This window comes from Flavobacterium sp. ACN6 (assembly GCF_002304005.1).
GTDB lineage: Bacteria > Bacteroidota > Bacteroidia > Flavobacteriales > Flavobacteriaceae > Flavobacterium.
Genome location: NZ_MRCQ01000006.1, coordinates 217,681 through 242,193, shown reverse-complemented (window position 1 = coordinate 242,193; position 24,513 = coordinate 217,681). Strand labels below are relative to the sequence as shown.

At 32.7% G+C, this 24,513-nt stretch carries 22 protein-coding genes; 9 read left to right on the top strand and 13 right to left on the bottom strand.

Translation table 11 applies throughout. The features are described 5' to 3' along the window. The first annotated feature begins 62 nt into the window (after positions 1 to 62). From BSF42_RS11505 to BSF42_RS11490, 4 genes are all read left to right on the top strand, one after another. Positions 63 to 1,313, top strand: a complete 1,251-nt coding sequence (locus BSF42_RS11505; RefSeq protein ID WP_095953235.1) for a dihydroorotase family protein — start codon at positions 63 to 65, stop codon at positions 1,311 to 1,313. A gap of 4 nt (positions 1,314 to 1,317) precedes the next feature. Further along, positions 1,318 to 1,644: a hypothetical protein gene (locus BSF42_RS11500; protein WP_095953234.1), complete on the top strand. Its 327-nt coding sequence runs from the start codon at positions 1,318 to 1,320 to the stop codon at positions 1,642 to 1,644. Positions 1,645 to 1,784: 140 nt separating this feature from the next. Next, a complete protein-coding gene (locus BSF42_RS11495) occupies positions 1,785 to 2,429 on the top strand; it encodes an alpha/beta hydrolase (RefSeq protein ID WP_095953233.1) in 645 nt (214 codons plus the stop codon). A gap of 48 nt (positions 2,430 to 2,477) precedes the next feature. Further along, a complete protein-coding gene (locus BSF42_RS11490; protein WP_095953232.1) occupies positions 2,478 to 3,041 on the top strand; it encodes a cysteine hydrolase family protein in 564 nt (187 codons plus the stop codon). Positions 3,042 to 3,097: 56 nt separating this feature from the next. On the opposite strand, the gene BSF42_RS11485 is transcribed toward BSF42_RS11490, so the two are convergent. Genes BSF42_RS11485 through BSF42_RS11475 form a run of 3 tightly spaced genes read right to left on the bottom strand, consistent with a single transcriptional unit; the run spans position 3,098 to position 4,848 of the window. Then, positions 3,098 to 3,523, bottom strand: a complete 426-nt coding sequence (locus BSF42_RS11485) for a hypothetical protein (RefSeq protein WP_253251032.1) — start codon at positions 3,521 to 3,523, stop codon at positions 3,098 to 3,100. 45 nt (positions 3,524 to 3,568) lie between these two features. Next, on the bottom strand, positions 3,569 to 4,072 hold the full coding sequence (locus BSF42_RS11480; RefSeq protein WP_095953231.1) for a hypothetical protein: 504 nt from the start codon (positions 4,070 to 4,072) through the stop codon (positions 3,569 to 3,571). An 11-nt stretch (positions 4,073 to 4,083) separates the two neighbouring features. Continuing rightward, complete coding sequence (locus BSF42_RS11475) at positions 4,084 to 4,848, bottom strand: MBL fold metallo-hydrolase (protein ID WP_095953230.1); 765 nt, start codon at positions 4,846 to 4,848, stop codon at positions 4,084 to 4,086. A gap of 90 nt (positions 4,849 to 4,938) precedes the next feature. On the opposite strand from BSF42_RS11475, the gene BSF42_RS11470 reads away from it, so the two are divergent. After that, positions 4,939 to 6,399, top strand: coding sequence for a TonB-dependent receptor (locus BSF42_RS11470; RefSeq protein WP_095953229.1), 1,461 nt, complete (start codon positions 4,939 to 4,941; stop codon positions 6,397 to 6,399). Between the two features lie 544 nt (positions 6,400 to 6,943). Here BSF42_RS11470 and bcp read toward each other — a convergent pair. Further along, positions 6,944 to 7,396 carry a thioredoxin-dependent thiol peroxidase gene (gene bcp / locus BSF42_RS11465; RefSeq protein ID WP_095953228.1) on the bottom strand — a complete coding sequence of 151 codons (453 nt, stop codon included), beginning with the start codon at positions 7,394 to 7,396 and terminating at the stop codon, positions 6,944 to 6,946. A gap of 315 nt (positions 7,397 to 7,711) precedes the next feature. Here bcp and nth point away from each other — a divergent pair, with 315 nt between their 5' ends. Beyond that, positions 7,712 to 8,395, top strand: coding sequence for an endonuclease III (nth, locus tag BSF42_RS11460; RefSeq protein ID WP_095953227.1), 684 nt, complete (start codon positions 7,712 to 7,714; stop codon positions 8,393 to 8,395). Between the two features lie 45 nt (positions 8,396 to 8,440). Here the strand turns inward: nth and BSF42_RS11455 are convergent, their stop codons facing one another. The 3 genes from BSF42_RS11455 to BSF42_RS11450 form a co-directional block, all read right to left on the bottom strand. Continuing rightward, entirely contained in the window at positions 8,441 to 9,505 is a 1,065-nt protein-coding gene (locus BSF42_RS11455; protein ID WP_095953226.1) for a tetratricopeptide repeat protein, read from the bottom strand. A gap of 586 nt (positions 9,506 to 10,091) precedes the next feature. Next, on the bottom strand, positions 10,092 to 10,235 hold the full coding sequence (locus BSF42_RS22425; RefSeq protein ID WP_172426675.1) for a hypothetical protein: 144 nt from the start codon (positions 10,233 to 10,235) through the stop codon (positions 10,092 to 10,094). A 49-nt stretch (positions 10,236 to 10,284) separates the two neighbouring features. Next, positions 10,285 to 10,869 carry an RNA polymerase sigma factor gene (locus tag BSF42_RS11450; RefSeq protein ID WP_095953225.1) on the bottom strand — a complete coding sequence of 195 codons (585 nt, stop codon included), beginning with the start codon at positions 10,867 to 10,869 and terminating at the stop codon, positions 10,285 to 10,287. Between the two features lie 543 nt (positions 10,870 to 11,412). On the opposite strand from BSF42_RS11450, the gene uvrA reads away from it, so the two are divergent. Next, on the top strand, positions 11,413 to 14,208 hold the full coding sequence (uvrA, locus tag BSF42_RS11445; RefSeq protein ID WP_095953224.1) for an excinuclease ABC subunit UvrA: 2,796 nt from the start codon (positions 11,413 to 11,415) through the stop codon (positions 14,206 to 14,208). 80 nt (positions 14,209 to 14,288) lie between these two features. Here uvrA and BSF42_RS11440 read toward each other — a convergent pair whose 3' ends face one another. The 6 genes from BSF42_RS11440 to BSF42_RS11415 all read right to left on the bottom strand — a co-directional run bounded on the left by BSF42_RS11440 (position 14,289) and on the right by BSF42_RS11415 (position 22,219). Then, positions 14,289 to 14,591 carry a hypothetical protein gene (locus BSF42_RS11440; RefSeq protein ID WP_172426674.1) on the bottom strand — a complete coding sequence of 101 codons (303 nt, stop codon included), beginning with the start codon at positions 14,589 to 14,591 and terminating at the stop codon, positions 14,289 to 14,291. Between the two features lie 224 nt (positions 14,592 to 14,815). Further along, positions 14,816 to 16,471 carry a mechanosensitive ion channel family protein gene (locus BSF42_RS11435; protein WP_095953223.1) on the bottom strand — a complete coding sequence of 552 codons (1,656 nt, stop codon included), beginning with the start codon at positions 16,469 to 16,471 and terminating at the stop codon, positions 14,816 to 14,818. Between the two features lie 95 nt (positions 16,472 to 16,566). Then, positions 16,567 to 18,036, bottom strand: a complete 1,470-nt coding sequence (locus tag BSF42_RS11430) for an oligosaccharide flippase family protein (protein WP_095953222.1) — start codon at positions 18,034 to 18,036, stop codon at positions 16,567 to 16,569. Positions 18,037 to 18,081: 45 nt separating this feature from the next. Beyond that, positions 18,082 to 19,371 (bottom strand): glycosyltransferase family 4 protein, encoded by a 1,290-nt coding sequence (locus BSF42_RS11425; protein ID WP_095953221.1) that lies wholly within the window; start codon positions 19,369 to 19,371, stop codon positions 18,082 to 18,084. Between the two features lie 63 nt (positions 19,372 to 19,434). Beyond that, positions 19,435 to 21,888 carry a YfhO family protein gene (locus BSF42_RS11420; RefSeq protein WP_095953220.1) on the bottom strand — a complete coding sequence of 818 codons (2,454 nt, stop codon included), beginning with the start codon at positions 21,886 to 21,888 and terminating at the stop codon, positions 19,435 to 19,437. A gap of 49 nt (positions 21,889 to 21,937) precedes the next feature. Beyond that, positions 21,938 to 22,219 carry a DUF4834 family protein gene (locus tag BSF42_RS11415; RefSeq protein WP_095953329.1) on the bottom strand — a complete coding sequence of 94 codons (282 nt, stop codon included), beginning with the start codon at positions 22,217 to 22,219 and terminating at the stop codon, positions 21,938 to 21,940. 123 nt (positions 22,220 to 22,342) lie between these two features. On the opposite strand from BSF42_RS11415, the gene BSF42_RS11410 reads away from it, so the two are divergent. Together BSF42_RS11410 and BSF42_RS11405 are read left to right on the top strand one after the other, a co-directional pair. Continuing rightward, complete coding sequence (locus tag BSF42_RS11410) at positions 22,343 to 23,308, top strand: transporter (RefSeq protein ID WP_095953219.1); 966 nt, start codon at positions 22,343 to 22,345, stop codon at positions 23,306 to 23,308. A 35-nt stretch (positions 23,309 to 23,343) separates the two neighbouring features. After that, positions 23,344 to 24,462, top strand: a complete 1,119-nt coding sequence (locus tag BSF42_RS11405; RefSeq protein WP_095953218.1) for a GTP cyclohydrolase — start codon at positions 23,344 to 23,346, stop codon at positions 24,460 to 24,462. Positions 24,463 to 24,513: the final 51 nt, after the last annotated feature.

Here is a 24,513-nt window from a genome sequence, read left to right as displayed (position 1 = left end):
CGTTTATTTTTTAAACCAATTACTTTTTACAAAAATCATTTTACGACAAAAAATATCTACATATGAAAATAATCATCAAAAGCGCCAAAATTATTGATTCAAAAAGTCCGTTTCACAATATGACCGTTGATCTTTTAATTGCAGATGGTTTAATAGAAAAAATAGGCCCTTCACTTCCAAACGACGATGCAGAAATTGTAAGATTCGAAGATCTTCACGTTTCTCAAGGATGGTTTGACAGCAGTGTTTCATTAGGCGAACCAGGTTACGAAGACAGAGAAACCATCGCAAACGGATTGAATGTTGCAGCAAAAAGCGGTTTTACAGCAATTGCTTTACAACCTAACTCCTTCCCTATTATTGACAATCAGTCTCAAGTAAATTTTGTAAAAAATAAAGCGAATGGATTTGCAACAGAAATTTTTCCAATTGGAGCTTTAACAAAAGCGAGCGAAGGAAAAGATATGGCAGAACTTTACGATATGAAAAAAGCCGGCGCTGTTGCTTTTGGCGATTATAATAAAAGTATCGATAATGCCAATCTGCTTAAAATTGCTTTGCAATATGTGCAGGATTTTGACGGCTTAGTGATTGCTTATTCACAAGATCCAAATATCAAAGGAAATGGAGTTGCTAATGAAGGAATTGTTTCTACGCGTTTAGGTTTAAAAGGAATCCCGAATTTAGCCGAAGAACTGCAGATTTCGAGAAACTTATTTTTATTAGAATATACTGGCGGAAAACTTCATATCCCGACTGTTTCTACTGCAAAATCAGTTGAATTAATTAGAGAGGCAAAAGCTAAAGGTTTACATGTGACGGCGAGCGCTTCTGTACATCATTTGGTTTTAACGGATGAAAAATTAGACGGATTTGATACTCGATTTAAAGTTACACCGCCATTGCGAACTGAAGTAGACAGACAAGCTTTATTAAACGCAATTGCCGATGGAACGATCGATATGATTACATCAGATCATAATCCAATTGATGTTGAATTCAAAAAAATGGAATTTGATACCGCTAAAAATGGAACTATTGGTTTAGAAAGTGCTTTTGGCGCATTATTAACCGTTTTACCTTTGGAAACTGTAGTTGCAAAACTAACTTCAGGAAGAACCGTTTTTGGTCTTGAAAACAATACGATTGAAGAAGGCGCAAAAGCAAATTTCACCTTGTTTACTCCAGAAGGTCATTCTGCTTTTACGAAAGAAAACATTCTTTCAAAATCAAAAAATTCTGCATTTTTAGGAACTGAAATCAAAGGTTCTGTGTATGGAATTTTAAATCAAAATCAACTTGTTACAAAATAATATAATGAATAATTCAGTCGAAGAAGGAAAACCAATCGCTATTACCAGTTACATTCTAATCATTGGTGTTTTAATCGCCATGAGCATGAATTCTGAAAACAAGAATAGTTTTGCTTCTTTTCATATACGTCAGGCATTAGGATTGTCTTTAACCTTTATTTCTTTGGGTGCCATTATTAGTAATTTCGATAGCTTTTTCATCACTTTTCCAATGTGGATCTGTATTTCAATTTTGTGGACTTTCGGAATTTTTACTGCCATTCAAGGACAAACGAGACCTATTCCGCTAGTTGGGGAATTGTTTCAAAAATGGTTTAAAAAAATTGGTTAATTTTTAAAATCCCAAGTTTTAAAAATCCAAATTCCAAAACTGGAATCTGAAATTTGAAACCTTAAAAACTTTGTCAAAGTTTGAAACTTTGACAAAGATCAAGCTGAACACTAAAAATCTGAACACTGAACACTGAAAAAATGAATCTATCTTTAGAATATCAAATAAGAGAACCAAAAGTAATTTTAGACAAAAATCCGTTATTGCTTTTATTACACGGATACGGAAGCAATGAAGCCGATTTATTTTCGTTTGCGTCTGAACTTCCAGATAATTATTATGTCATTTCAGCCAGAGCGCCTTACGATTTACAATACGGAAGCTACGCTTGGTACGCCATTAATTTTGATGCCGATCAGAATAAATTTTCAGATAATGAACAAGCTAAAACGTCACGCGATGCAATTACTTCTTTTATTGACGAATTAGTTGCTAATTATCCGATTGATGCCAATAACGTTACTTTGATTGGATTTAGCCAAGGATCCATTTTAAGTTATGCAACAGCACTTTCTTATCCAGAAAAGATTCAAAGAGTTGTAGCAATGAGCGGTTATTTTAATGAAGAAATTATCAAAGAAGGTTTTGAGAAAAATGACTTTAAAAACCTAAAAATATTTACTTCACACGGCACTGTAGATCAAGTTATTCCTATTGACTGGGCTAGAAAAACACCTGCAATTTTAGAAAAATTAAATATTCCGGTTACTTATAAAGAATATCCTGTTGGTCACGGCGTGGCACCGCAGAATTTCTTCGATTTTAAGAATTGGCTGAATTCATAGTTTTACAGTAATCAGTCGCAGTTTTCAGTCCGTCAAAATCTTTACAAAATGAACACAAAACTTGACAATCCAGCATTAATTTTAATTGATATTCAAAAAGGATTTCACGACACATCTTACTGGGGAAATCGAAATAATTTGGATGCAGAGCAAAAGGCTGGGGAACTTCTTGAAATTTGGAGAACAAAAAATTTACCCATTTTTCACATTCAGCATTGTTCTTCAAATCCAAGTTCAATTTTGAACGAGTCAAATCCTGGAAATGAATTTCAAGATATTGTAAAACCACTTGAGAGCGAAACTATTATAAAGAAGAATGTTAATAGTGCTTTTATCGGAACAAATTTAAAAGAGCTTCTTGATGATGCAGAAATAAGCAATCTTGTGATTGTGGGCTTAACCACAGATCATTGTGTTTCTACGACCACAAGAATGGCTGGGAATTTTGGGTATACTACCTATTTAGTTTCAGATGCAACGGCAACATTTAATAAAAAAGGCATAAACGGTGAAGAATTTACCGCAGAAATTATACATCAAACAGCCTTAGCGAGTCTTAATGAAGAATTTGCTCAAGTTGTAACTTCAGATTATATTAAAAAGATCGTTTAAATACTTAATCGCAGTTTTCAATCTGCTAATTGAGACTGAAACTGCGACTATTAGCTTTATTCTCCAGTATAAATAATCTTCCCGTCTTTTTTCAAAACATAACCTTTCCAAGGAATTAACTGCAAATCGCCTTTAACCCACGAATCCCCTTCAGATTTTCTTTCTAGAATAATCGATTCTTTTTGGGTGTCAAGAAAAAGCTCTGCTTTATTGCCGTCAAAAATTACGTAAGCTGCAGTGGTATATGTTTTTCCATCATCATAATGAGATAATCTGGTTCCTTCAAAAGTTCTAATACATTCTTTTTTGAGGGTTGACCAAATATAACCCGCAGAAGCTTTACATCCGTGTGCATCAGCGTCTGCTCCTACTACAGTTTCTTTTTGAGGCTCTTTTGGAGCAGCATTTACATTTTCTTGAGAAACCTTTTTGGCGCAAGAAAAAGCACCCGCAATAACTAAAAACAAAAACATCTTTTTCATAATCCTATCTTATTTAAAGGTCAAAAAAAATAGGATCATAAAATCCTATTTTTGATATAACCAAGTTTGATTTACTTCAAAAGTAATACTATCATCGTTATCAACAAAATATTTTAACAAGACTTCTCCCCATAATTCTCCATTACTGTAATCTGCAATGATCCATCTGTGGTTTAAAATTTTCACTTTATTGATGATAAATTTATTCGGACCAATCTGATCCTGACCTGTATACGGATTCCCTTTTGGGTTTGCGTTATAGTCTAATAATTTTTCAGTTACAACTGGAATCAGTTTTTCGTACAAAATGACTTTTCCGCCAGAAGCACTGTTATCAAAGTAATTTTGAGCATTTTCGTTGTGTTCTAACGAAAAGTAATCAGCATCGGCTAATTGAGTTTTCACTAGATTAATACTATCTCTTAATTTCTTAGTTGTTTTATCATATCTATTCTCTGCAAATTTTACTTCACTGTTGTAGAACGCATAAGTAAAAATATTCATTAAAATAGCAAGAATAAAAAGATAAAGCAGTAAGGATTTTTTCATTTTGTGGTATATTAAATTGTAATTTCTAAATTGTCGTAAGCCAGAAAAACATTTTCCGGAAGCATTTTCTGTACTTCTTCATGAAAACCTAAAACGTGGCTGATATGTGTTAAATAAGCCTTTTCCGGCTTAACAAGATTAATAAAATCAAGCGCTTCCTGAAGATTAAAATGAGTATCGTGAGGCTCAACTCGTAAGGCATTTACAACCAAAACTTTTAAACCTTTCAGTTTATCAATTTCGGCTTGTTCGATAGTTTTTACATCTGTTAAATAGGCAAAATCGTCTACTCTATACCCAAAAACCTGTAAATCGCCGTGCATAGCGCTAATTGGAATTGCCGTTTTATCTCCAACCGCAAATGGAGCATTATTTTTTACCTCGATAGTTTTTACACTTGGCGCTCCTGGATATTTGTTTACGGTTTCGAAAACATAATCGAAACGACGTCTTAGATTGTCCAAAACACGCTGATGTCCATAAATAGGAATTTCTCCCTGCCTAAAATTAAAAGGACGAATATCATCTAAACCTGCAGTGTGATCTGCATGTTCGTGCGTAAATAAAATTGCATCTAGTTTTGTGCATCCGCAAGAAAGCATCTGCTGTCTAAAATCGGGGCCGCAATCGATAACATAAGAATGTTCGTCCCATGTAATCCATATGGATACACGAAGCCTTTTGTCCTTAGCATCAGTGCTTTTACAAACTGGATGATCGATCCCGATAATCGGAATACCTTGAGAAGTACCTGTACCTAAAAAATAAACCTTCAATTGAACTTAATTTTTTTACAAAAATAGGATTATTTCTCTTTCATTAGAAGCCTAATTTGCTAACTTTGTAACAAATCTATTTAAAATAAAATGGGTACAGAAATAAAACTCAAGGGTGACAAGGTCATCGAACAGATTCCTTCTATAAAAGACAAAGCTTTACGCATTAATTTAAACGAGAATATTTACGGAACGTTTGCTGAAATTGGCGCTGGACAAGAGACTGTTAGGCACTTTTTTAGATCTGGAGGTTCATCGGGAACAATTGCAAAAGCAATGTCTGCCTATGATAAAGATTTTAGTGATGCGGTTTATGGAGTGGAAAGCGATGGAAGATATGTTACCGAAGAGCGTTTAAAAAAAATGCTGACTCACGAAGGTCAGATCATCGAAGAGCGTTTAAGCAGAGAGAAACATCCAACAAAACTTTTCTTTAGTTACGCTAACACTGTAGCCACAATAGATTTTGCCAAACAATTTAAAGGTCACGGCTGGGTTGGAATTCGATACCAAATTGAACCAGACGAAGCTTATAACGAAATTATTCTGCACATTCGTTTTAAAGAAACTGACGCCAGACTACAACAGGAAACACTTGGAATTTTAGGTGTAAACTTAATTTACGGTGCTTTTTATAAATACAATGACCCAAAAAGATTACTTCGTTATTTATACGATCACTTGGATAAAGACCAATTAGAGATTGATACAATCAACTTTTCTGGACCTCGTTTTGCCGATGTTGATAATCGTTTGATGAGTTTGCAATTGGTTAAAAACGGAATGACAGATGCGGTAATGTTTAATCCAGAAGGAAAAAACATTTTGCCAGCTGCGATTTTATACAAAAAGAACCTTTTAGCCTTAAGGGGAAGTTTCCGTCCGGTTACGAAAGTAAATATGGATATGTATGAGAAATCATTAAAAATGTTTCTCGAGGAAAATAAAGTTGAAAAAAATAACACGCTTGTAGTTTTTGAAATTACACTTTCGAATTTACGATCGGATGGTGAAATTGACGAACGCGACTTTATGGACAGAGCCGAATTGCTTTGTTCACTAGGTCAAACGGTTATGATTTCAAATTTCCAGGAATATTATAAAGTGGTTGAATATTTTGCAAATTATACCAAAGCCCGTATGGGATTGGCAATGGGTGTAAATAACCTTGTTGATATTTTTGATGAGAAATACTACCGTCATTTAAGTGGCGGGATTCTTGAAGCATTTGGAAAATTATTCTACCGCGATATGAAGGTTTTCTTATATCCAATGCTTGATGAAGATGGTACTTTAATGGATTCTAACAACTTAAAAGTTCACCCAAGAATGAAGGAATTGTACAAATTCTTTAAATTCAACGGAAAAGTAGTTGATATTGCAGATTACGATCCGAATAACTTGGAAGTTTTCTCTCGTGAAGTATTAAAAATGATTAATCAAGGTAAACCTGGCTGGGAACCAATGCTTCCTCCTGGAATTCCAGAAATCATTAAGGAACATCATCTTTTTGGATATCATCCACAGAAAGAATTAGAACAAAATACATAATCAAAAAGTCCCGATTTTTTCGGGACTTTTTATTAGTTCTCAGTCTCAGTTTTGAGTCTCAGTTTCAACTTTGTCAGGTTGAGCGAAGTCGGAACCAGACTGCATATTTACGCTCTTATTTCTAGTTTTGGATTGAGTAAAATTTTACCGCAAAGCACACTAAGGTTTTTTTTAGAAGCGATATTTTATAAAAACGAAAAGTTCGCAAAGACTTTAAAGCGTATTAGATGCAAATGTTAGTCACTAAATTAAGCAGTCTCAACTACGAAGAAATCTATATTTTTTTCATTCATCATCTTAAAACATAGTCTGTGGTTTCAACCACAGGAAACGTATTCATATATTGCGCCTCTGCGGTTAAAACTACGGGCTATTTTTGATAAAGACCCTGTGGTTGAAACCACAGACTATGTTTGATTAAACTTTGCGAACTTTGCTCAATATTACACCAAGTATATATAAAAAATTAGCGTGCTTTGCGGTAAAAAATCTACGTCAAGATTACAACATGAAACCTTAAAACTTGAAACTTGAAACAAAAAATTTACTTCAAAATCTGCGAAGCGTGTTCTTTCGTTTTTACTTTTTCGATTACTTCCTCGATAATTCCTTTTTCATCGATTACAAAAGTTGTTCTATGGATTCCGTCGTATTCTTTACCCATAAATTTCTTTGGTCCCCAAACTCCAAATGCATTGATAACCGATTTATCTTCATCGGCAATTAATGGAAAAGGAAATTCGTATTTATCTTTAAATTTCAATTGCGCTTTTTGACTGTCGGCGCTTACACCTAAAAGCTCATAATTATTGGCTTTAAAGCGTTCAAAATTATCTCTTAAATCGCAAGCCTCTGCTGTACAGCCTGGCGTACTTGCTTTTGGATAAAAGAAAACTACTAATTTTTTTCCAGCATAATCTGCTAGTTTATGTGCTTTTCCATCTTGATCTACTCCTGAAAAGTTTGGCGCTTTATCGCCTGCTTTTAATGTTGTCATATATTTTATTTTAGATTTTAGATTGTTGATTTTAGAGTTTTAGATGCAAGATACGAGATGTAAGATATTAGAAGCTAGATTATAGCTTTACTCTTTACTCTTTACTCTTTACTCTTTACTCTTTTTCTCATGCCCCAGATTGAAGTGAAAACCCCGCAGTTGTGGTAGTTTACATTTTTAGGATTAAGAAAGCGACCAAAGGAAGCTCTTGTTAATCCTAAAAAATGTTACTAACACAGCGAGGAGTTGAAACGGAAAGCTGGATTAGGCACATCATTAAAATTATACTATTTTTACGGGATTAAAATTACGGAAATGAATAAAGAAGCTCGCGTACAATTTGTTATAAATACGTTAAAAGACCTCTATCCTACTATACCTATTCCGCTTGATCACAAAGACCCTTACACGCTTTTGATTGCGGTTTTATTATCTGCTCAATGCACAGATGTACGTGTAAATCAGATTACCCCGTTGTTGTTTGCAAAAGCTGATAATCCGTATGATATGGTTAAAATGTCTGTGGAAGAAATTAAGGAAATTATTCGTCCGTGTGGTTTATCGCCAATGAAGTCGAAAGGAATTCATGGTTTATCGGAAATTTTGATTGAAAAATATAACGGAGAAGTACCGCAGAGTTTTGAAGCACTTGAAGCTTTGCCGGCTGTTGGTCATAAAACGGCAAGTGTGGTAATGTCTCAGGCGTTTGGAGTTCCTGCTTTTCCAGTTGATACTCACATTCACAGATTAATGTACCGATGGAATTTATCAAACGGAAAAAATGTTGCTCAGACTGAAAAAGATGCTAAAAGATTATTTCCGAGAGAATTGTGGAATGATTTACATCTTCAAATTATTTGGTACGGACGTGAATACTCACCTGCAAGAGGCTGGAGTTTAGAAAAGGATATTATTACAAAAACGGTTGGAAAGAAATCTATTATTGAAGAAATGGAAAAAACGCCGGTGTCATTAAAAAAACAAGGCACAAAGATTTAAACCTTTGTGCCTGCACATATTTTCTTGTTCTCTAAATTTATAATATTACATTTTTGCTTTTAAGGCATTATATTCTGCTGTCATATCCAGAGAGCGATAAACACCTAATAATATTTTTGCAGCATCTTGATTTTTAGGTTCAAGTGTAAGTGCCTTTTGTAAATACGGAATAGCACTTCTCGTTAAATCGTCTTTTCTGGCATTTAATTTATCGTATTTCTGCATTTCTGCGGCGCTGGTTCCTAATGATGAAATTTCATCTGCCAAATCCTTTTTCATCTGTAACTTTAAGTAAGCCAGATTGATATAAGCCTCAGTATTATTAGGATCTAATTCTAAAACATAATTATATGTTGTTTCCGATTTTGGATAATCTTTTTTCTCCAGATAAGAATACGCTAAGTTAGTATTGACTTCTATTTGTTTAGACGGAATCGATTCTGTTCTTGGTTTCTCATACAATCCCTGCTGAATAGCTGATTCTCTCGCTTTTGGAGAAATAAAAGCGTCCTCTTCTTTTGTTTTCTTATTTGTCGCATAATACATAACTCCTTTTCCAGAAAAATTAATCTTTTTCAGGAGTTCGTAATACGTAACTGCAGCATTATAATCTTTTGCATTTAATGCTGAGGAAGCGGCGTTAAATAAGTTAAGCGTATCCTTCTTATCGAACAAATACACTTTATAACTTTTTTCTGAGCTTTCTTTGAATTTTTCAGCTTTGAAATCGGCAGCCGCGCCGTTTACAAGACTGGCTTTCATATCTTTTAAAGCCATATTTGCCTTAACGGTAGATTTGAATTTACCTGATTCATTCTCATATAAAAACACATCTTGATAGGCTTGTGATGCTAATGTAAAATTATTAGCCGCATCAATATTTTTTACAGCTAAATCTTTTAAGACATTTCCTTTTAAGAAGTAAAAATCAGATTTATCTTCATCTGGAGCATTCAGAATAAGGTATTCTGTTTTGGATAAAATTGCTAAAGATTCTTCGCTTTTTCCTTTATCATACAAAGACTGCGCTTCCTTAATTTTATCTTTTTGGGCAAATGCACCAATCGTTACCATAAACAGACATGATAACATTGTTATTTTCTCTTTCATTTTGCGGTTAAGTTTTGGTTGGTTAAATGATTTTCTTGTTTATTATGAGGCGTAGTTCAGCAGATAATTAAATTGATTTAAATTATCTCCATTGACTACTTTAGCAGGTAAAAAATATTTTCTGGTCCAAATATTTTTCTGCAATAAAATCAAATGAGCATTAACTTAACAAAATAAAGCAGGGTAGTTTTTCTTCATAAACTTTTTAATTTTGGGTTAAGTATTTAATTATTAATTCATTATTATTTTCGATTGATATTTCAACCAAATATCTCTCTAAGAAAAATTCGGCGTGAAAGCATTTTTAATGAATAAAAAATTACTTTTTAACTAAAATAAAATTAAAAACTAAATAAACACACAAAATCCAATCAAAATATTAAATTTTAACAAAACTTACGAGAAAATGATATAAAAAACTTATAAAAAATTGAGCGCTAAAAAATATCAAACATTAAAAGACAAACGGATAATTTTTGGCATAAAAAAACTCACTATCTCTAAGTACATACAAATAGTGAGCATTTAAACCAAAACGACCATTTGGTTTTATTTTTATAAACATCCGACAGGAGCAGTGGGGTGTTTAGTTAGCTATAATCTCAAAACTTTTTTCTTCAATCTTAACAACAGTTAAGGCTTGAGAATAATTTAATAAGAAAGAAACGATTTCTTTATCTGGTTTTAGATTTTTAGAAGCTAATGCTTTTTTTGAGTAAATTTTCGCCATATTGTAAAAATGATTATACCAATATAACGAGCTAATTATCAAAATAGTATTAGTTGGTTAAAATAATTTGATGTTTTTCAATTATTTTTCTCAAATTCATTAATGCATAACGCATTCTGCCTAGCGCTGTATTGATGCTCACGCCAGTAATTTCAGATATTTCTTTGAAACTCATATCTTGATACATACGCATTACTAACACTTCTTTTTGATCTTCAGGAAGTTCTTCTATAAGCTTCTTTAAATCAATTTCAACTTGATCCACAATCATTTTACCTTCAATGGTCAGAGCATCGTCTGACATGATAGAGAAAATAGAAAACTCTTCTGTCTCTCTGTACATTGGCATTTTTTTGGTTTTACGAAAATGATCCACAATTAAGTTGTGAGAAATACGCATTACCCAAGGCAGGAATTTCCCCTCTTCGTTATAAGAATTACTTTTTAAAGTTTTAATTACTTTAATAAATGTATCTTGAAAAATATCATTTGAAATATCTCTATCAGCAATCTTAGAATATATAAAACCATATATCTTAGATTCATGCCTTTTTATCAATGTTGCCAGAGCAGCTTCACTGCCTTCAACATAGTTTTTAACTAATAGAGCGTCTGGAATATGCAGATCAGCCATAATACTACTTTTTTAGTTCTTGTTTTTAAAATTTGGAGTAATTTTTTCTAAAAAGTAGTTTTGTAATATAGGCGAATCTTTTTTTTGAGTTGTGTTAATATTGTGGCCAAATTTAACAAATTATTCTTTTAAAAAGCAAATAAAACGATTAATAATTATTAGTAAAAAAATTATTAAAGTAAAACAAACTTAAAGTTCACATTGTAAGCATGATATATCTGTAAAATAAAACATTTTACGATGCTTTAAAAACAGCTGTAAATACCTTACAATAAACCATGTAAAATTGTATAATGTATCAAATCTGGACTTAAATTACAATTTTTTTCCTGATTAAATCGATCCCAATATATAAATATTTTTTGATAAGCCTTTATTTTTATTTGTAATCTAAGAAAAACCTAGCATGTTTAGTCTAAATATTTCTTCTTAGAAGTTCATTAACAGTACATTTAAATTATGGTAAAATAGTTAAAATTTGGAACTATATCCTTAACAAAATCCAATTCAAAATTGATTACTTTTGTAAAAATTGACTTTTTTATGCAAATTGATCTTTCTAAAATAGACCCAAAATCAAATATTATAATAAAAGGAGCACAAGTACATAATCTAAAAAATGTAGATGTGGTCATTCCGCGAAATAAGCTTGTTGTTATTACAGGACTTTCTGGATCAGGAAAATCGAGCTTAGCTTTTGATACTTTATATGCCGAAGGACAAAGACGTTACGTAGAAAGTTTATCCTCTTACGCACGTCAGTTTTTAGGACGTTTAGACAAACCAAAAGTGGAATACATTAAAGGAATCGCACCTGCAATTGCTATTGAACAGAAGGTAAATACGACAAACGCACGTTCGACTGTTGGAACATCTACAGAAATTTATGACTACGTTAAACTTTTGTTTGCCAGAATTGGGCGTACATATTCTCCTGTTTCTGGACAAGAGGTTAAAAAAAATACGGTTACGGATGTTATTTCAGACGTTAAAACCCTTCCTATTGACAGTAAATGGCTTTTGCTTTCTCCTATTCATCTTGAAGAAGGAAGACAGCTGGAAGACAAACTAAAAGTATTACTGCAGCAAGGTTTTGCACGTATTTTGGTAGACAACGAAATGGTTCGTTTGGATGAGTTCACTCCTTCAGATCTTCATAAATTTGATAATAAAGATATACTACTTATTATTGACCGTATCGTTGTTAAAGAAGAAGAGGAATTTTATAACCGACTTGCGGATGCTGTACAAACTGCTTTTTTTGAAGGAAAAGGAATTTGCTATCTCCAGGAATTAAATGCTGCTAAAAGATTTTCTTATTCGAATAAATTTGAACTGGACGGCATTACATTTTTAGAACCAAATGTTCATTTATTCAGTTTTAACAATCCTTATGGAGCTTGTCCAGTTTGTGAAGGATATGGAAATATTATTGGTATTGATGCTGATTTAGTCGTTCCGAATACTTCTTTGTCGATTTTTGAAAGTGCCATTTATCCTTGGCGCGGTGACAGCATGAGCTGGTACAAAGATGAATTGGTTAAGCATGCTTATAAATTTGATTTCCCTATTCACAAACCTTATTTCCAACTTAGTGATCAACAGAAAGATTTAATCTGGACTGGAAATCAGTATTTTCAGGGACTTAATGATTTCTTTAGAGAATTAGAAGAAAAAAATTACAAGATCCAGAACCGTGTAATGTTGTCTCGATATCGTGGCAAAACCAAATGTCATGTGTGTAAAGGCAAGCGCTTACGCGAAGAAGCATCTTACGTAAAAATCAACGGTAAAACAGTTTCTGATTTAGTTGATTTACCAATAAAGCATTTGGTTACTTTCTTTAAAAATATCGAATTAAACGTATACGAACAGCAGATTGCAAAACGTTTAATGCTCGAAATCAATAATCGTTTATCGTTTTTAACCGAAGTAGGATTAGATTATCTTACTTTAAACAGAAATTCGGCAACACTTTCCGGAGGTGAATCACAACGAATTAACCTTGCGACTTCTCTTGGAAGCAGTTTAGTAGGTTCGATGTATATTTTAGATGAACCAAGTATTGGTTTGCATCCAAAAGATTCTGAACGACTTATAAAAGTTTTGCTTTCGCTTCGCGATTTAGGAAATACTGTAATTGTGGTAGAACACGACGAAGACATCATGAAAGCCGCTGATATGATTATTGATATTGGCCCTGAAGCTGGAACTTTTGGAGGAAACCTTGTTGCGCAGGGAACTTATGATGAAATCCTGAAATCTGATTCTTTGACTGCTCAATACCTTAATGGGGATTTAGAAATCTCTGTTCCAAAGAAAAGAAGAAAATTTAAAAATCATATCGATATTGTAGGCGCACGCGAAAACAATTTAAAAAACATCAACGTTACTTTTCCTTTGGATGTTTTAACGGTTGTAACAGGAGTTTCTGGAAGTGGAAAAAGTACTTTGATTAAAAAGATTTTGTTTCCGGCAATGCAGAAAAAACTAGAAAGCGCGGCTGAAAAAGCAGGTCAGTTTAGCGAACTGAAAGGTTCTTTTTCTCAGATTAAACATATCGAATATGTAGACCAGAATCCAATTGGAAGAAGCTCGCGATCCAACCCTGTAACGTATATCAAAGCTTACGATGATATTCGTGATTTGTATGCCAAAGAAAAATTATCTAAAATAAGAGGCTATCAGGCTAAACATTTTTCTTTTAATGTTGATGGCGGCCGCTGCGAAACTTGTAAAGGAGAAGGCTCTATAAACGTCGAAATGGTGTTTATGGCCGATGTTTCTTTACCATGTGAAACTTGTGGAGGAAAAAGATTCAAAAAAGAAATTTTAGAAGTTACTTTCGATAACCAGAATATCAATGATATTCTAACCATGACCATTGATGATGCCATTGCTTTTTTTGAAAAGAACAAACAATCGAAAATCACGCAAAAATTACAGCCTTTACAAGATGTTGGATTGGGATATGTACAATTAGGTCAATCCTCTTCTACTCTTTCCGGTGGTGAAGCACAGCGTATAAAATTAGCTTCTTTTCTGGTAAAGGGCGCTACAAAAGACAAAGCTTTATTTGTATTTGACGAACCTACAACGGGTCTTCATTTTCATGACATCAAGAAACTTTTAGCTTCATTTGATGCATTAATAGAGAAAGGTCATTCTATTATTGTAATTGAACATAATCTGGATTTAATAAAATGTGCCGATTGGATTTTGGATTTAGGTCCCGAAGGTGGAGAAAACGGAGGACATTTACTAGCTTCAGGAACTCCAGAAGACATTGTAAAAGTAAAAGAATCAGTGACTGGTGTCTATTTAAAAGATAAATTGTAAAGTATTTTATAAAAAAATGAGCCCTAAATACATTTGATTAGAATGTATTTAGGGCTTTTAGTTTGTTTCTTACTAAATCGTTAAGCTACTAAACATCTTTCCTCAAAGGGAACTCCATCTTCGTCGATAGCTACTAAAACCTTTTTTTGTTTTGATGCCTCAAAAGTTAAATACAGCCAAGCAAATGACCATAAACCTAAAGTTAAACAAAAAATCATGAAATTTAAACTGTGATTCACGACTTTTCCTCCTTTTGACAATACCGCAAAAAGAAATTCATCGTTTCGTTCTTCCAAAGTAAATCCATTATGAACTTTATTCGATATCATATTAGAAAATACTTGCATGCTTTGTTCCTGGCTGAGATGATTGTTGTCTTTCATAATTATTCTAGTCTACATTAATCATAAACTTTTTCTTGCACATTTTATCGCAAAAATAGTAAAAGAAAAAAAACAAGACAATACCTACAATAAGTGATTTTGTTACAAATAATTCTGTAATTTCTTCAAAGCGGTATTGAATTTTCAGTATAAAGTTAATTTTTATTAAATTAAATACAAAATAAATACGTGTTAAAATTTATTATTTAATTACTAATTTTCAATTACTTAACCTTATTTTTCAAAATAAAACTCGGCGCTTCGTAATCTTCTTTTAAATAATTAGGAGGAATTGTGGTTGTATTGCCATCTCTCAGAGCGGCATAATGTGGAGACATAATCTCTATTCCAGCCTGATTAAATGAATCTTGAATATTTTGATGAAGCGAAGAATAAATCCTAGGCTGCTTAGTTGGTTCTTTTGTATAAACGTTAATTTGATAGGAAACATAAAAATCATCCAGACTTGTCTGCAGTACAAATGGCTTAGGTTCTTTTTCTGTCATTTCGGTTTTCAATGCTGCATCGATCAAAGCGTCGTGAATTGCAGACCAAGGTACATCATACCCAATTGTAACTGTTGTATGAATTAATAGTCCGTTGGTTGATTGTTTTGTATTTGCAGAATAGTTTGTAGATGTACTCGACAAAACTGTTGCATTAGGAATCGTAATATCTTCAAATTTCGGAGTTCTTATTCGGGTTACCAAAGCTGTCTTTTCAATTACCTCGCCGCTTACGTCTCCAATTTTTATATAATCACCAATTTTAAACGGACGCATATAGGTAATTACTAATCCTGCAACCATATTGGCAATTGCATTTGAAGAACCGAGCGAAAATAAAACCCCAATAAATACCGAAACTCCTTTAAAAATAGGAGAATCTGAACCGGGCAGATACGGAAAAATAATCACCAGCATAAAAGCATACATCAATAAGCGGATTACATTAAATGTTGGAATTGCCCAATCGCTGTAGAATCCGTCAATTTGTATGTTTTCTGATTTAATTTCATAAAAGAAAAATTTAATTACTTTCAATGAATATTTGAAAATGATAATAATTACGAGTATCGTAAACAGACTTGGCAGGAAACTTAGAAATCCCATTAAGGCAGATTTTGCAGGTGTCAAAATCCATCGAAGAAGTGTTGTTGTGTATTCTTTTGTTGCAGGAAAAATACTAAACAAAACGGGAAGCGATAAATAAACGATCAAAATAAGAGTAACGATTTTTATAAAACCAAACAACCGCATTAATAGAAACTGCTGCTTTTGTGGTGACAATATTTTAATATTGTTGTAATTGAAACCTTTAAAATATTTGTCGCTATTCTTTAAAATATAATATTTAATCCAATTAAAAATTTTACCCACTAAATACAAAATCAATCCTATTATAAAAATCAACAAGAAAGTATATCCAAGTCTTTTTGGAAGCTGTGAATAATTTTCGTTCTGATAAATTATTGCATTTTTAATTGCTTTTAAATTACGATTGGCAATATAAGATACGGTCTGATTTTCTACTTTTGCATCGGCATTGAGAATAGACATTATTACTAAATCATCTTTGTAAATAATATCAAACGAAACATCGGAAGGAGTAATTTTAAGGGAATCTTTCTCAAAAAATGATTCGTTATAAAGTTTCTTAATTTTATTTGAAATATACCCTGCTCTTTCTTTTGCAGAAAAAGATCCAACATTTGTATAGACATAAAAAAGCGTGTCTTTAAAAGGCGTTACAGGATAACCGACTAATTTTCCTGGTACTATCGCTTTTTCTGAAGTCTGCTTATTTGCAACTTGGCCAAACACCGAAAAAGAAATCAAAAGTAGAAAGAAAGCTAAAAACCTAAGTAATTCTTTTTTCATATTCAGCTAGAAATAAATTAGTTATCCTTTCTAACAAATATAAAAACAAAAAAGTTACGATTTTAAATTACTTTCATTTTTCCTACAACTTCCTATTATATCTTAAAACCAATTCTCTTAAAAATGGAATCAATAACATTATTAATATCCGAAGAGATTTTAAACTTATAATTCAAATACACATATAAAATCGTCACTAAAATCGATTTTAAAGCAATACTGATTAATTGGAAAAATGGAAATTCCCAGAAATAAAACAATAAAAACAATGCAAATGTGAGTACAATCGAATAGATCGTTTCTTTGGTAAATGGATATAAATGAAGTTTCTTAACTACAAAAAGCAATTTTGCTAAACTATATAAAGTAATAGATAAAAGCGTCGCAAAGGCCGAACCGAAAATTCCAAAAATCGGAATAAAGATCATATTTAAAACTACAGTCAAAACGACTAACATTAATCCTAAATATAGTACCATTCTATAATATTTTGTATTGAAAATAATGGCATTGTTATTTCCTAAAATTAAGTCGAAGTATTTAGAAATCCCGATCATAAATACAACAGAAATTCCGCCGCTGTATTCCTTTGGAACTAATTCATATAACTGATTGATGTTCACAAAAATACAAAGCATTACAAATCCTCCCACCATCTGCAGGTTGATAGATGTTTTTTTGTACAATTTATTCAGTTCATCATGTTTATTTTCATGCATCAATTTAGCTGTAATTGGATATACAATTTGATGCATTGCACGGCTTGGAACGGAAATTACCAAAGCAATGTATGTCGCTACAGAATAAAAGGCAATATTTTCAATAACCATATATTGATTTAATATCATTTTATCGCCATCCAAAAGTAAATTAGCAACACTTCCAGATAAAATAATATAAAAAGTATACACTAATATATCTTTGGTATTTTTAGGTATTGTAATCTGAAAAGTTGGTTTCTGAATACTAAATGCATATAACATCGTTACCAGGAATGCTAAAAAATATAAACCAGCTGTAGCGTAAACAAACCCTTCTACACTAAGCCAATCGTAGTAAACACCTATTAAGAGGAATAATGAAAATAATCGTAAAGCTACTTCTTTAATGAAATTGCCAAAAACAGAATGCATATTTACCCGCAGCCAAGCATAAAAAATTTCAAAATATGCCATACACAATCCTATAAACGGTATCAACCAGATATAACTTTTGACAATAGCATTTTTCTTTGACAAAAAGAATAAAATCTCGTCATAAAAAACAAGCCCAATCAATAAAAGCGGAATTATTAATAGGAACGGGAATAAAACTGTAAAAGATAAAAAACGGGATTTTTCTTCTTCAGTTTGATATTGTGAATAAAATTTAACCAACGTGTTTTGCATTCCAATAGCAAACAACGGCATAATCACATTAGCACATGAGGTAACATAATTAGTCAAACCATAATAGGTTGCTCCCAAATAAATGGGATATAGATACAACGTATTTATAGCTCCGATACCAAAACCAATATAGGTAATTATAGTATTTTTAAAAGACTGATTTAAGACAATACCCATGTTTGGATTTCTGAATTTAGATTTTAGGTTTTAGATTTTTACAATCTATGATTTACTAATCAGCTGCGCTAACTGTTTGGTCAAATTTTTTCTGGAATATTGCTGCAGACCAATTCCGTGTGCTTGTAATTTTCCTTCTAAAAACTGATTAAAAAAGTCCAAAATTACACTTTTTAACTTCGTTTTTTCAGAATAGTCAAAAAATACTCCTGTATTAGTTTGTGTTACAATATCTGCAAAATCAGAACCTTGTGGTCCAATTGCGATTATCGGACGGTTTGAGACCATGTATTCGAACAATTTCCCCGGAATAATACTTTTAGTGTCTTCAGAATTAATCTCTATTAAAAGTAATACTTGTGATTTCCTTTGGTGCGCAACTGCTTCTTGATGCGAAACGTACCCTAGCAAATTCAAATAATCGTTTAATTGATGTTCTTGTATTGCATCTAAAACTTCCTGACTCACAGCACCAATAAGTTTGATTTCTAAGTGAGATTTAAATTCAGGAATTTCTTTTAACAGTTCAACTAAAATCTCCCAGAAAAATGGCGGGTTTCTGTCTGATAAAAAAGAGCCGATATGGGCTAAAGTAAATTTACTGTCTAATTTCTGTTTTTCTACAGTCTCAACATCATAACCGTTTGTAATAACCGTAATAGGCTTGTTTGTAATTGCCTCAAATTCGGTTTTTGTGGTTTTACTGGTTACGATAATTTCATCGGCAGTATTAAGAACTTTGTGTTCTAAATTTTTATGTTTTTTTTCCGCGTAAGATGATAAACGAAGCGCTTTGTGATAGCCAATCGTTGTCCAAGGATCGCGAAAATCGGCAAACCATTTTACTTTTAATTTTTGTTGTAATTCCAAACCAATTAAATGCAGACTATGCGGCGGTCCAGAAGTTACGATAGTATCGATATTATTTTCTTGAATGTATTTTTCCAGATACGAAACAGATGGTTTTACCCAAAAAACGCGAGCGTCTGGAATAAAAAGATTGCCTCGAACCCAAAGAAAAGTTTTATCTAAAAAAGTCTGCTTTTTCTTTTGAGGAAAAATGCCTGAACTGATTTTTTTGGTTTTATTTTTCGAAAAAACAGAAGCCAGCTGATAAGGCTCCCAAATTTTATTTTTTAGAACAATGACTTTGTCTGATATCTGGTTCACTAAACCTTCATCTACAATTGGATAAGTTGGATTTTCTGGAACATATACAATTGGCTGTACATCAAATTCTGGCAGGTATTTTACAAATTTCAACCAGCGTTGCACACCCGGACCACCAGCAGGCGGAAAGTAATACGTAATTATTAAGAGCTTTTTTTGTTCCATTAGAATTTATTCAGTTCCACAGAGATTCACAAAGTATTCGCTAAGTGTCACAAAGATTTTAAATTATTTTTGAGTATCTCCGTTATTTTTTTGCGAGTCTTTGCGAAATTTTTCAAAATAAATTCCTCCAGCCAAAAGTAACAACATTCCAATTGAACTAATCAAAGTAATGGTTCCTCCTGTTTTTATAACCTGAGGTTCAAATTTAAACTCGATTGTATGTTTTCCGCCAGGAATTTCCATTGCTCTTAGAACATAGTCAACTGGGAAATGATCTGTTAATTTACCGTCTATGTAAGCGTTCCATCCATTTTTATAATACATTTCAGAGAAAACCGCTAAACCATCTTTCTCGTTTTCAGATTTGTATTTAATGTAATTTGGTTTGTACGTAACAACTTTGATTGTTCCATTTGTATCCCAAGGTTTCTTTAAACGAGCATTCGGGAATTTACCTTCATGTTCGTGAACATTAAACACCGCTACTTTTTTAGTATCTATAGTATTCAAGGCTTTCATAACATCATCTGCCTTGTTTACCAATTTTGCAGAGCTTACAAACCAAGCATTTCCGTTAGCATCTGGATTTTGAGTCGGAATCTGATTTCCTTCTTTATCTACTTGGATAACGTACTTAACATTAAGCATATTAAGAATTTCCAAATTATTTTTAGCAATTTGATAATCGTATAACTGCTGCATTCTTCTAGGTCTTACAGCACTGTATCCTCCAATTGTTTTATGGAAATAAGAAGATCTTCCCTGCAGCTGACCTTGAAGATCAAAAACACGGTAAACTGATGTATCTTTTAAAATCTGAGAATCGGCGGGCGTTTCTTGAAAAGGTGCCGCAATCTGAACTGGGCTTACAAAATCTTTAGCAGAAACGTATTTTTTGTCCACAAAAAACAAATCAAAAATCATTATGATTCCGACTACAATTAAAGTTGTAGTCTGAGAAAATTTATTTTTAATAAACATCCAAAGAATCCCGAAAGTAAGAACAATTAAAAATCCAGATCGTAAAAGATCTGCATAATACATTGTCATTCTATCTTCTTTTAATGCATCAACAAATTCTGGTCCGTAACTTTCCATGAAATATTGATCGCTTGTTCCTGTAAAATGGAAGAAACTTTTAGCGATTAATAAAATAAGAAGGATTCCCAATCCAAAAACTCCTGTTTGTACTAAAGCTTTTTGCTGTAATTTTGGTTCGTCTTTCGCTTTAAAGAAAGATTGTAATCCCATAACGGCTAAAACAGGAAAACATAGTTCTAGAATAACCTGAATAGACGAGACAGCTCTAAACTTATCGTACATTGGGACATATTCGATGAAAAAGTCTGTCAGCAAAGAGAAATTTTTTCCCCAAGAAAGTACCAGTGTAAATAAAGCTCCTGTTAGAAATACGTATTTAATTTTTCTCTCGTCTATAAACAACGCTAAAACGGCCAAAAAGAAAACTACTGCCCCAATATATGCCGGCGCAGAAACGATTGGCTGATCGCCCCAATAAGTTGGCATTCCAGAAACAAAATCTTGCGCTTGACTATCTGGAACTCCTTTTTCCAGCATGAACTCGTACATACGGCTGTCTTTCCCTACATTTTCATGACTTGAACCTCCAAAAATTCTTGGAGCAATTAAATTTAAACTTTCTGCAATACCATAACTATATTCTGTAATATAATCTGTTGTCATAGATGCAGTGGTCTCATTTTTAGATCCGTCTGGATTAAAAGTCAGCTCACTTTTATCTCTAATACTGTATTTAGCATATTCGCTTGTCGCTAATAAATTTCCTGCATTAGCTCCTATCGCAAAAATTCCTGCAACAACCAAAGTGCCAATTGAAATTAAAAGCGGTTTATATTCTTTATTTTTAATAAAATCGGAAGCAAAATAACCTGAAAGTATCAATAAGAAAATCAATAAATAATACGTCATTTGAAAGTGGTTCGCATTGATCTCTAATGCGACTGCAAACATGGTGAGCAAGCCTCCCCAAACATATTTTTTCTGAAAAACGAGTATAAATCCGGCTATTACCAGAGGCATATAGGCAATTGCATGCGCCTTAGCATTGTGACCAACCCCTAAAATGATAATTAAATAAGTTGAAAAACCAAACGCAATAGCGCCAATAAAAGCCTTTAAGGGATCAGTTTTTAGAACTAATAACAAACCGTAAAAACCAAGAAAATATAAAAATAAATAATCTGCAGGACGAGGCAGAAAACGCAGTACATCATCTATTTTACCCACAAAATCATTTGGATAATTGGCTCCAAGCTGATAGGTTGGCATACCTCCAAAAGCTGAATTTGTCCAATAAGGTTCAGCTTTTTCCATGGCTCTGAAGTCATTTTGCTCTTTTGCCATTCCGGTGTATTGCGCAATATCAGACTGGAAAATTTGTTTTCCTTGTAGAACTGGATAAAAATAAATTAATGAAACAAGGATAAAGCCCAGTACAACAAGGGCGTGCGGATAGAACTTATTTATTATTTTCAATTTTGGCTGGTTTGGGTTAAAATGAATCCTGATTTTTCAGGACACAAATCTAATCTATTTCTTCGTAATCAACATACTCTCCCACTTTTTTGGTTTCGCGCGGGTTTTTAGCGTTTGCAGTATTAATAATTATTTCATCTTTACTATTGGTATTATTATTCTGCCAAGTATTACTTTGATATTGCTGTTGTCTCTGAAAATTTTGACCTGCGTTTTCAACAGCTTTTTTTACCAATACTGGTAAAAAGATTCGAGCTAGAAATTTAAAAATATAATAAAAGGCAATAATCCCAATAATTAATCTTAAACCTGAAAATGATGCTTCTTGCATAACTGTAAAATTTTTTCCAAAATTAATAAATCCGTCGTTTAAAAATAAAATATGAATCTTAAATAAATAATAAAATATGTACATTTGATACGCGTTATTATATTTTAATCCAAAAAAAATTATATGTTCAAAATTAAAAACTTACTTGCCCCAGTACTTTTTTTTATTCCACAACTGTTTTTTGCACAATATACTGATGTCATAAATTCAAATCGTCCAGGCGAAACTATGTCGGCCTATGGAGTTGGAAAATCGGTAATTCAAGCCGAATTAGGAGTTTACGGCATCAAAGAAAAACACGATTTATTAAATTATGATGCCAGTGGTTTCGGTACCGACTTTACGCTGCGATACGGTGCTTTCTTCGAACAATTAGAGTTTGTGCTTGATGTGCAGTATCAAATGGAAAATTTTGACACTCCGTACACCAGCTACAAAAAAAATAACTTCAGACAAACTGTTTTAGGAGCTAAATATTTGATTTATGATCCTTACAAAAACAAAAAAGACGTAAACATCTACAGCTATAAAGCAAATCACAGCTTTAAATGGAGTGAATTAATTCCAGCAGTTTCTATATTTGCAGGAGCAAATTTTGTTGGAGCTGATAATCCGTATTATTTTTCTCCAGACGGAGCAATTTCTCCCAAAGTGTCTTTGATTACGCAGAATTCATTTGGAGGCGGAAAATGGGTTTTTGTAACCAATATTATTGCCGATTATATAGGAACAGATTATCCGAGTTATGGTTATGTATTAACTTTAACGCATGGATTTAACGACAGATGGTCTGGATTTGTAGAAAATCAAGGTTATAAAAGTGATTTTTACAGCGACGCGATCGTGCGTGGAGGAGCTGCTTATCTTCTTTCTGCAAATATGCAGGTTGATGCATCTATAAGTACAAACTTTAAAAATACACCATCTGTTTTATACGGAGGAGTTGGAGTATCATGGCGTTATGATGGCTGGTATAAAGAAAAACAGGCCAACAATAAAGCTCAGGAAAAAGCTAAAAAGAATCCAGAAAACGAGAAAAACGTTGACTATCAAGAAAAAGAAAGAAAACGTAAAGCCAAATACGAATAAATTAATAAACAAACGCTCTGCAAAATACCATCTTAATGATTACAATTAAAGAAGCCAAAAGCAAAAAAGAATTAACCGAGTACATCAAATTTCCTTTTTCAATATACAAGGACAGTCCGTATTGGGTACCGCCGATTATATCGGACGAATTGGAATCTTTTGACAAAACCAAAAATCCCGCTTTTGACAATGCTGAAGCTTACTTTTATTTAGCCTACAAAGACAATCAAATTGTTGGTCGTATTACAGCTATTATTAATTGGTCTGAAGTAAATAATCAGCATAAGAGAAAAGTACGTTTTGGATGGTTTGATGTTATTGATGATGTTGAAGTAACGAAAGCTTTGCTGGATAAAGTATTTGAATTAGGCCGAAAACATAATCTTGAGCATGCTGAAGGTCCAATGGGATTTTCAAATTTAGATAAAGTGGGACTTTTGACAGAAGGTTACGATCAAGTCGGAACAATGATTACTTGGTACAATCATCCGTATTATGTTACACATTTAGAGCAATTAGGGTTTCAAGTTGAAAAGCAATATATTGAAAGTATATTTCCTTTTTCTAACGTAAAACCTGAATTTTTCTTAAAAGCGCAGGCTTTAATTAAAAAACGTTACGAACTTAGAGCATTAAATTTCACTAAAACAAAAGACATTATGCCGCACGTGGACAAAATGTTTGATTTGTTTAACGAAAGTTATGCTAAACTGGCTTCGTTTGTAGCCATTTCTGATGTTCAAAAAGAATATTTTAAAAAGAAATACATCAGCTTTATTAATCCTGAATACATCAAGTTCGTGGTTGATAAAGATGATAATTTAGTAGCTTTTAGTATTGTAATGCCAAGTTTTACAGAAGCGCTGCAAAAAATAAGAGGTAAATTATTTCCATTTGGATTTCTGCAATTATTAAAAGCAAGAAAACACAGTAAAGATGTTGTTTTTTACCTCATCGGAGTTCATCCTGATTACCAAAACAAAGGTGTAACGGCTATTATTTTTGATGAATATTACAAAACTTTCTCAGAAAAAGGAATTATAAATTGCATTAGAACCCCAGAATTATTGGAAAATAATGCGATTCACTTGCTTTGGAAAAACTTTAATCCAACTATTCACTGCCAGAGAAAGACTTATTTGAAGAATCTTTAGGAGTGCCTAGTAATTAGTCCTTAGTGATTAGTAATTAGTTCTTAGTGATTA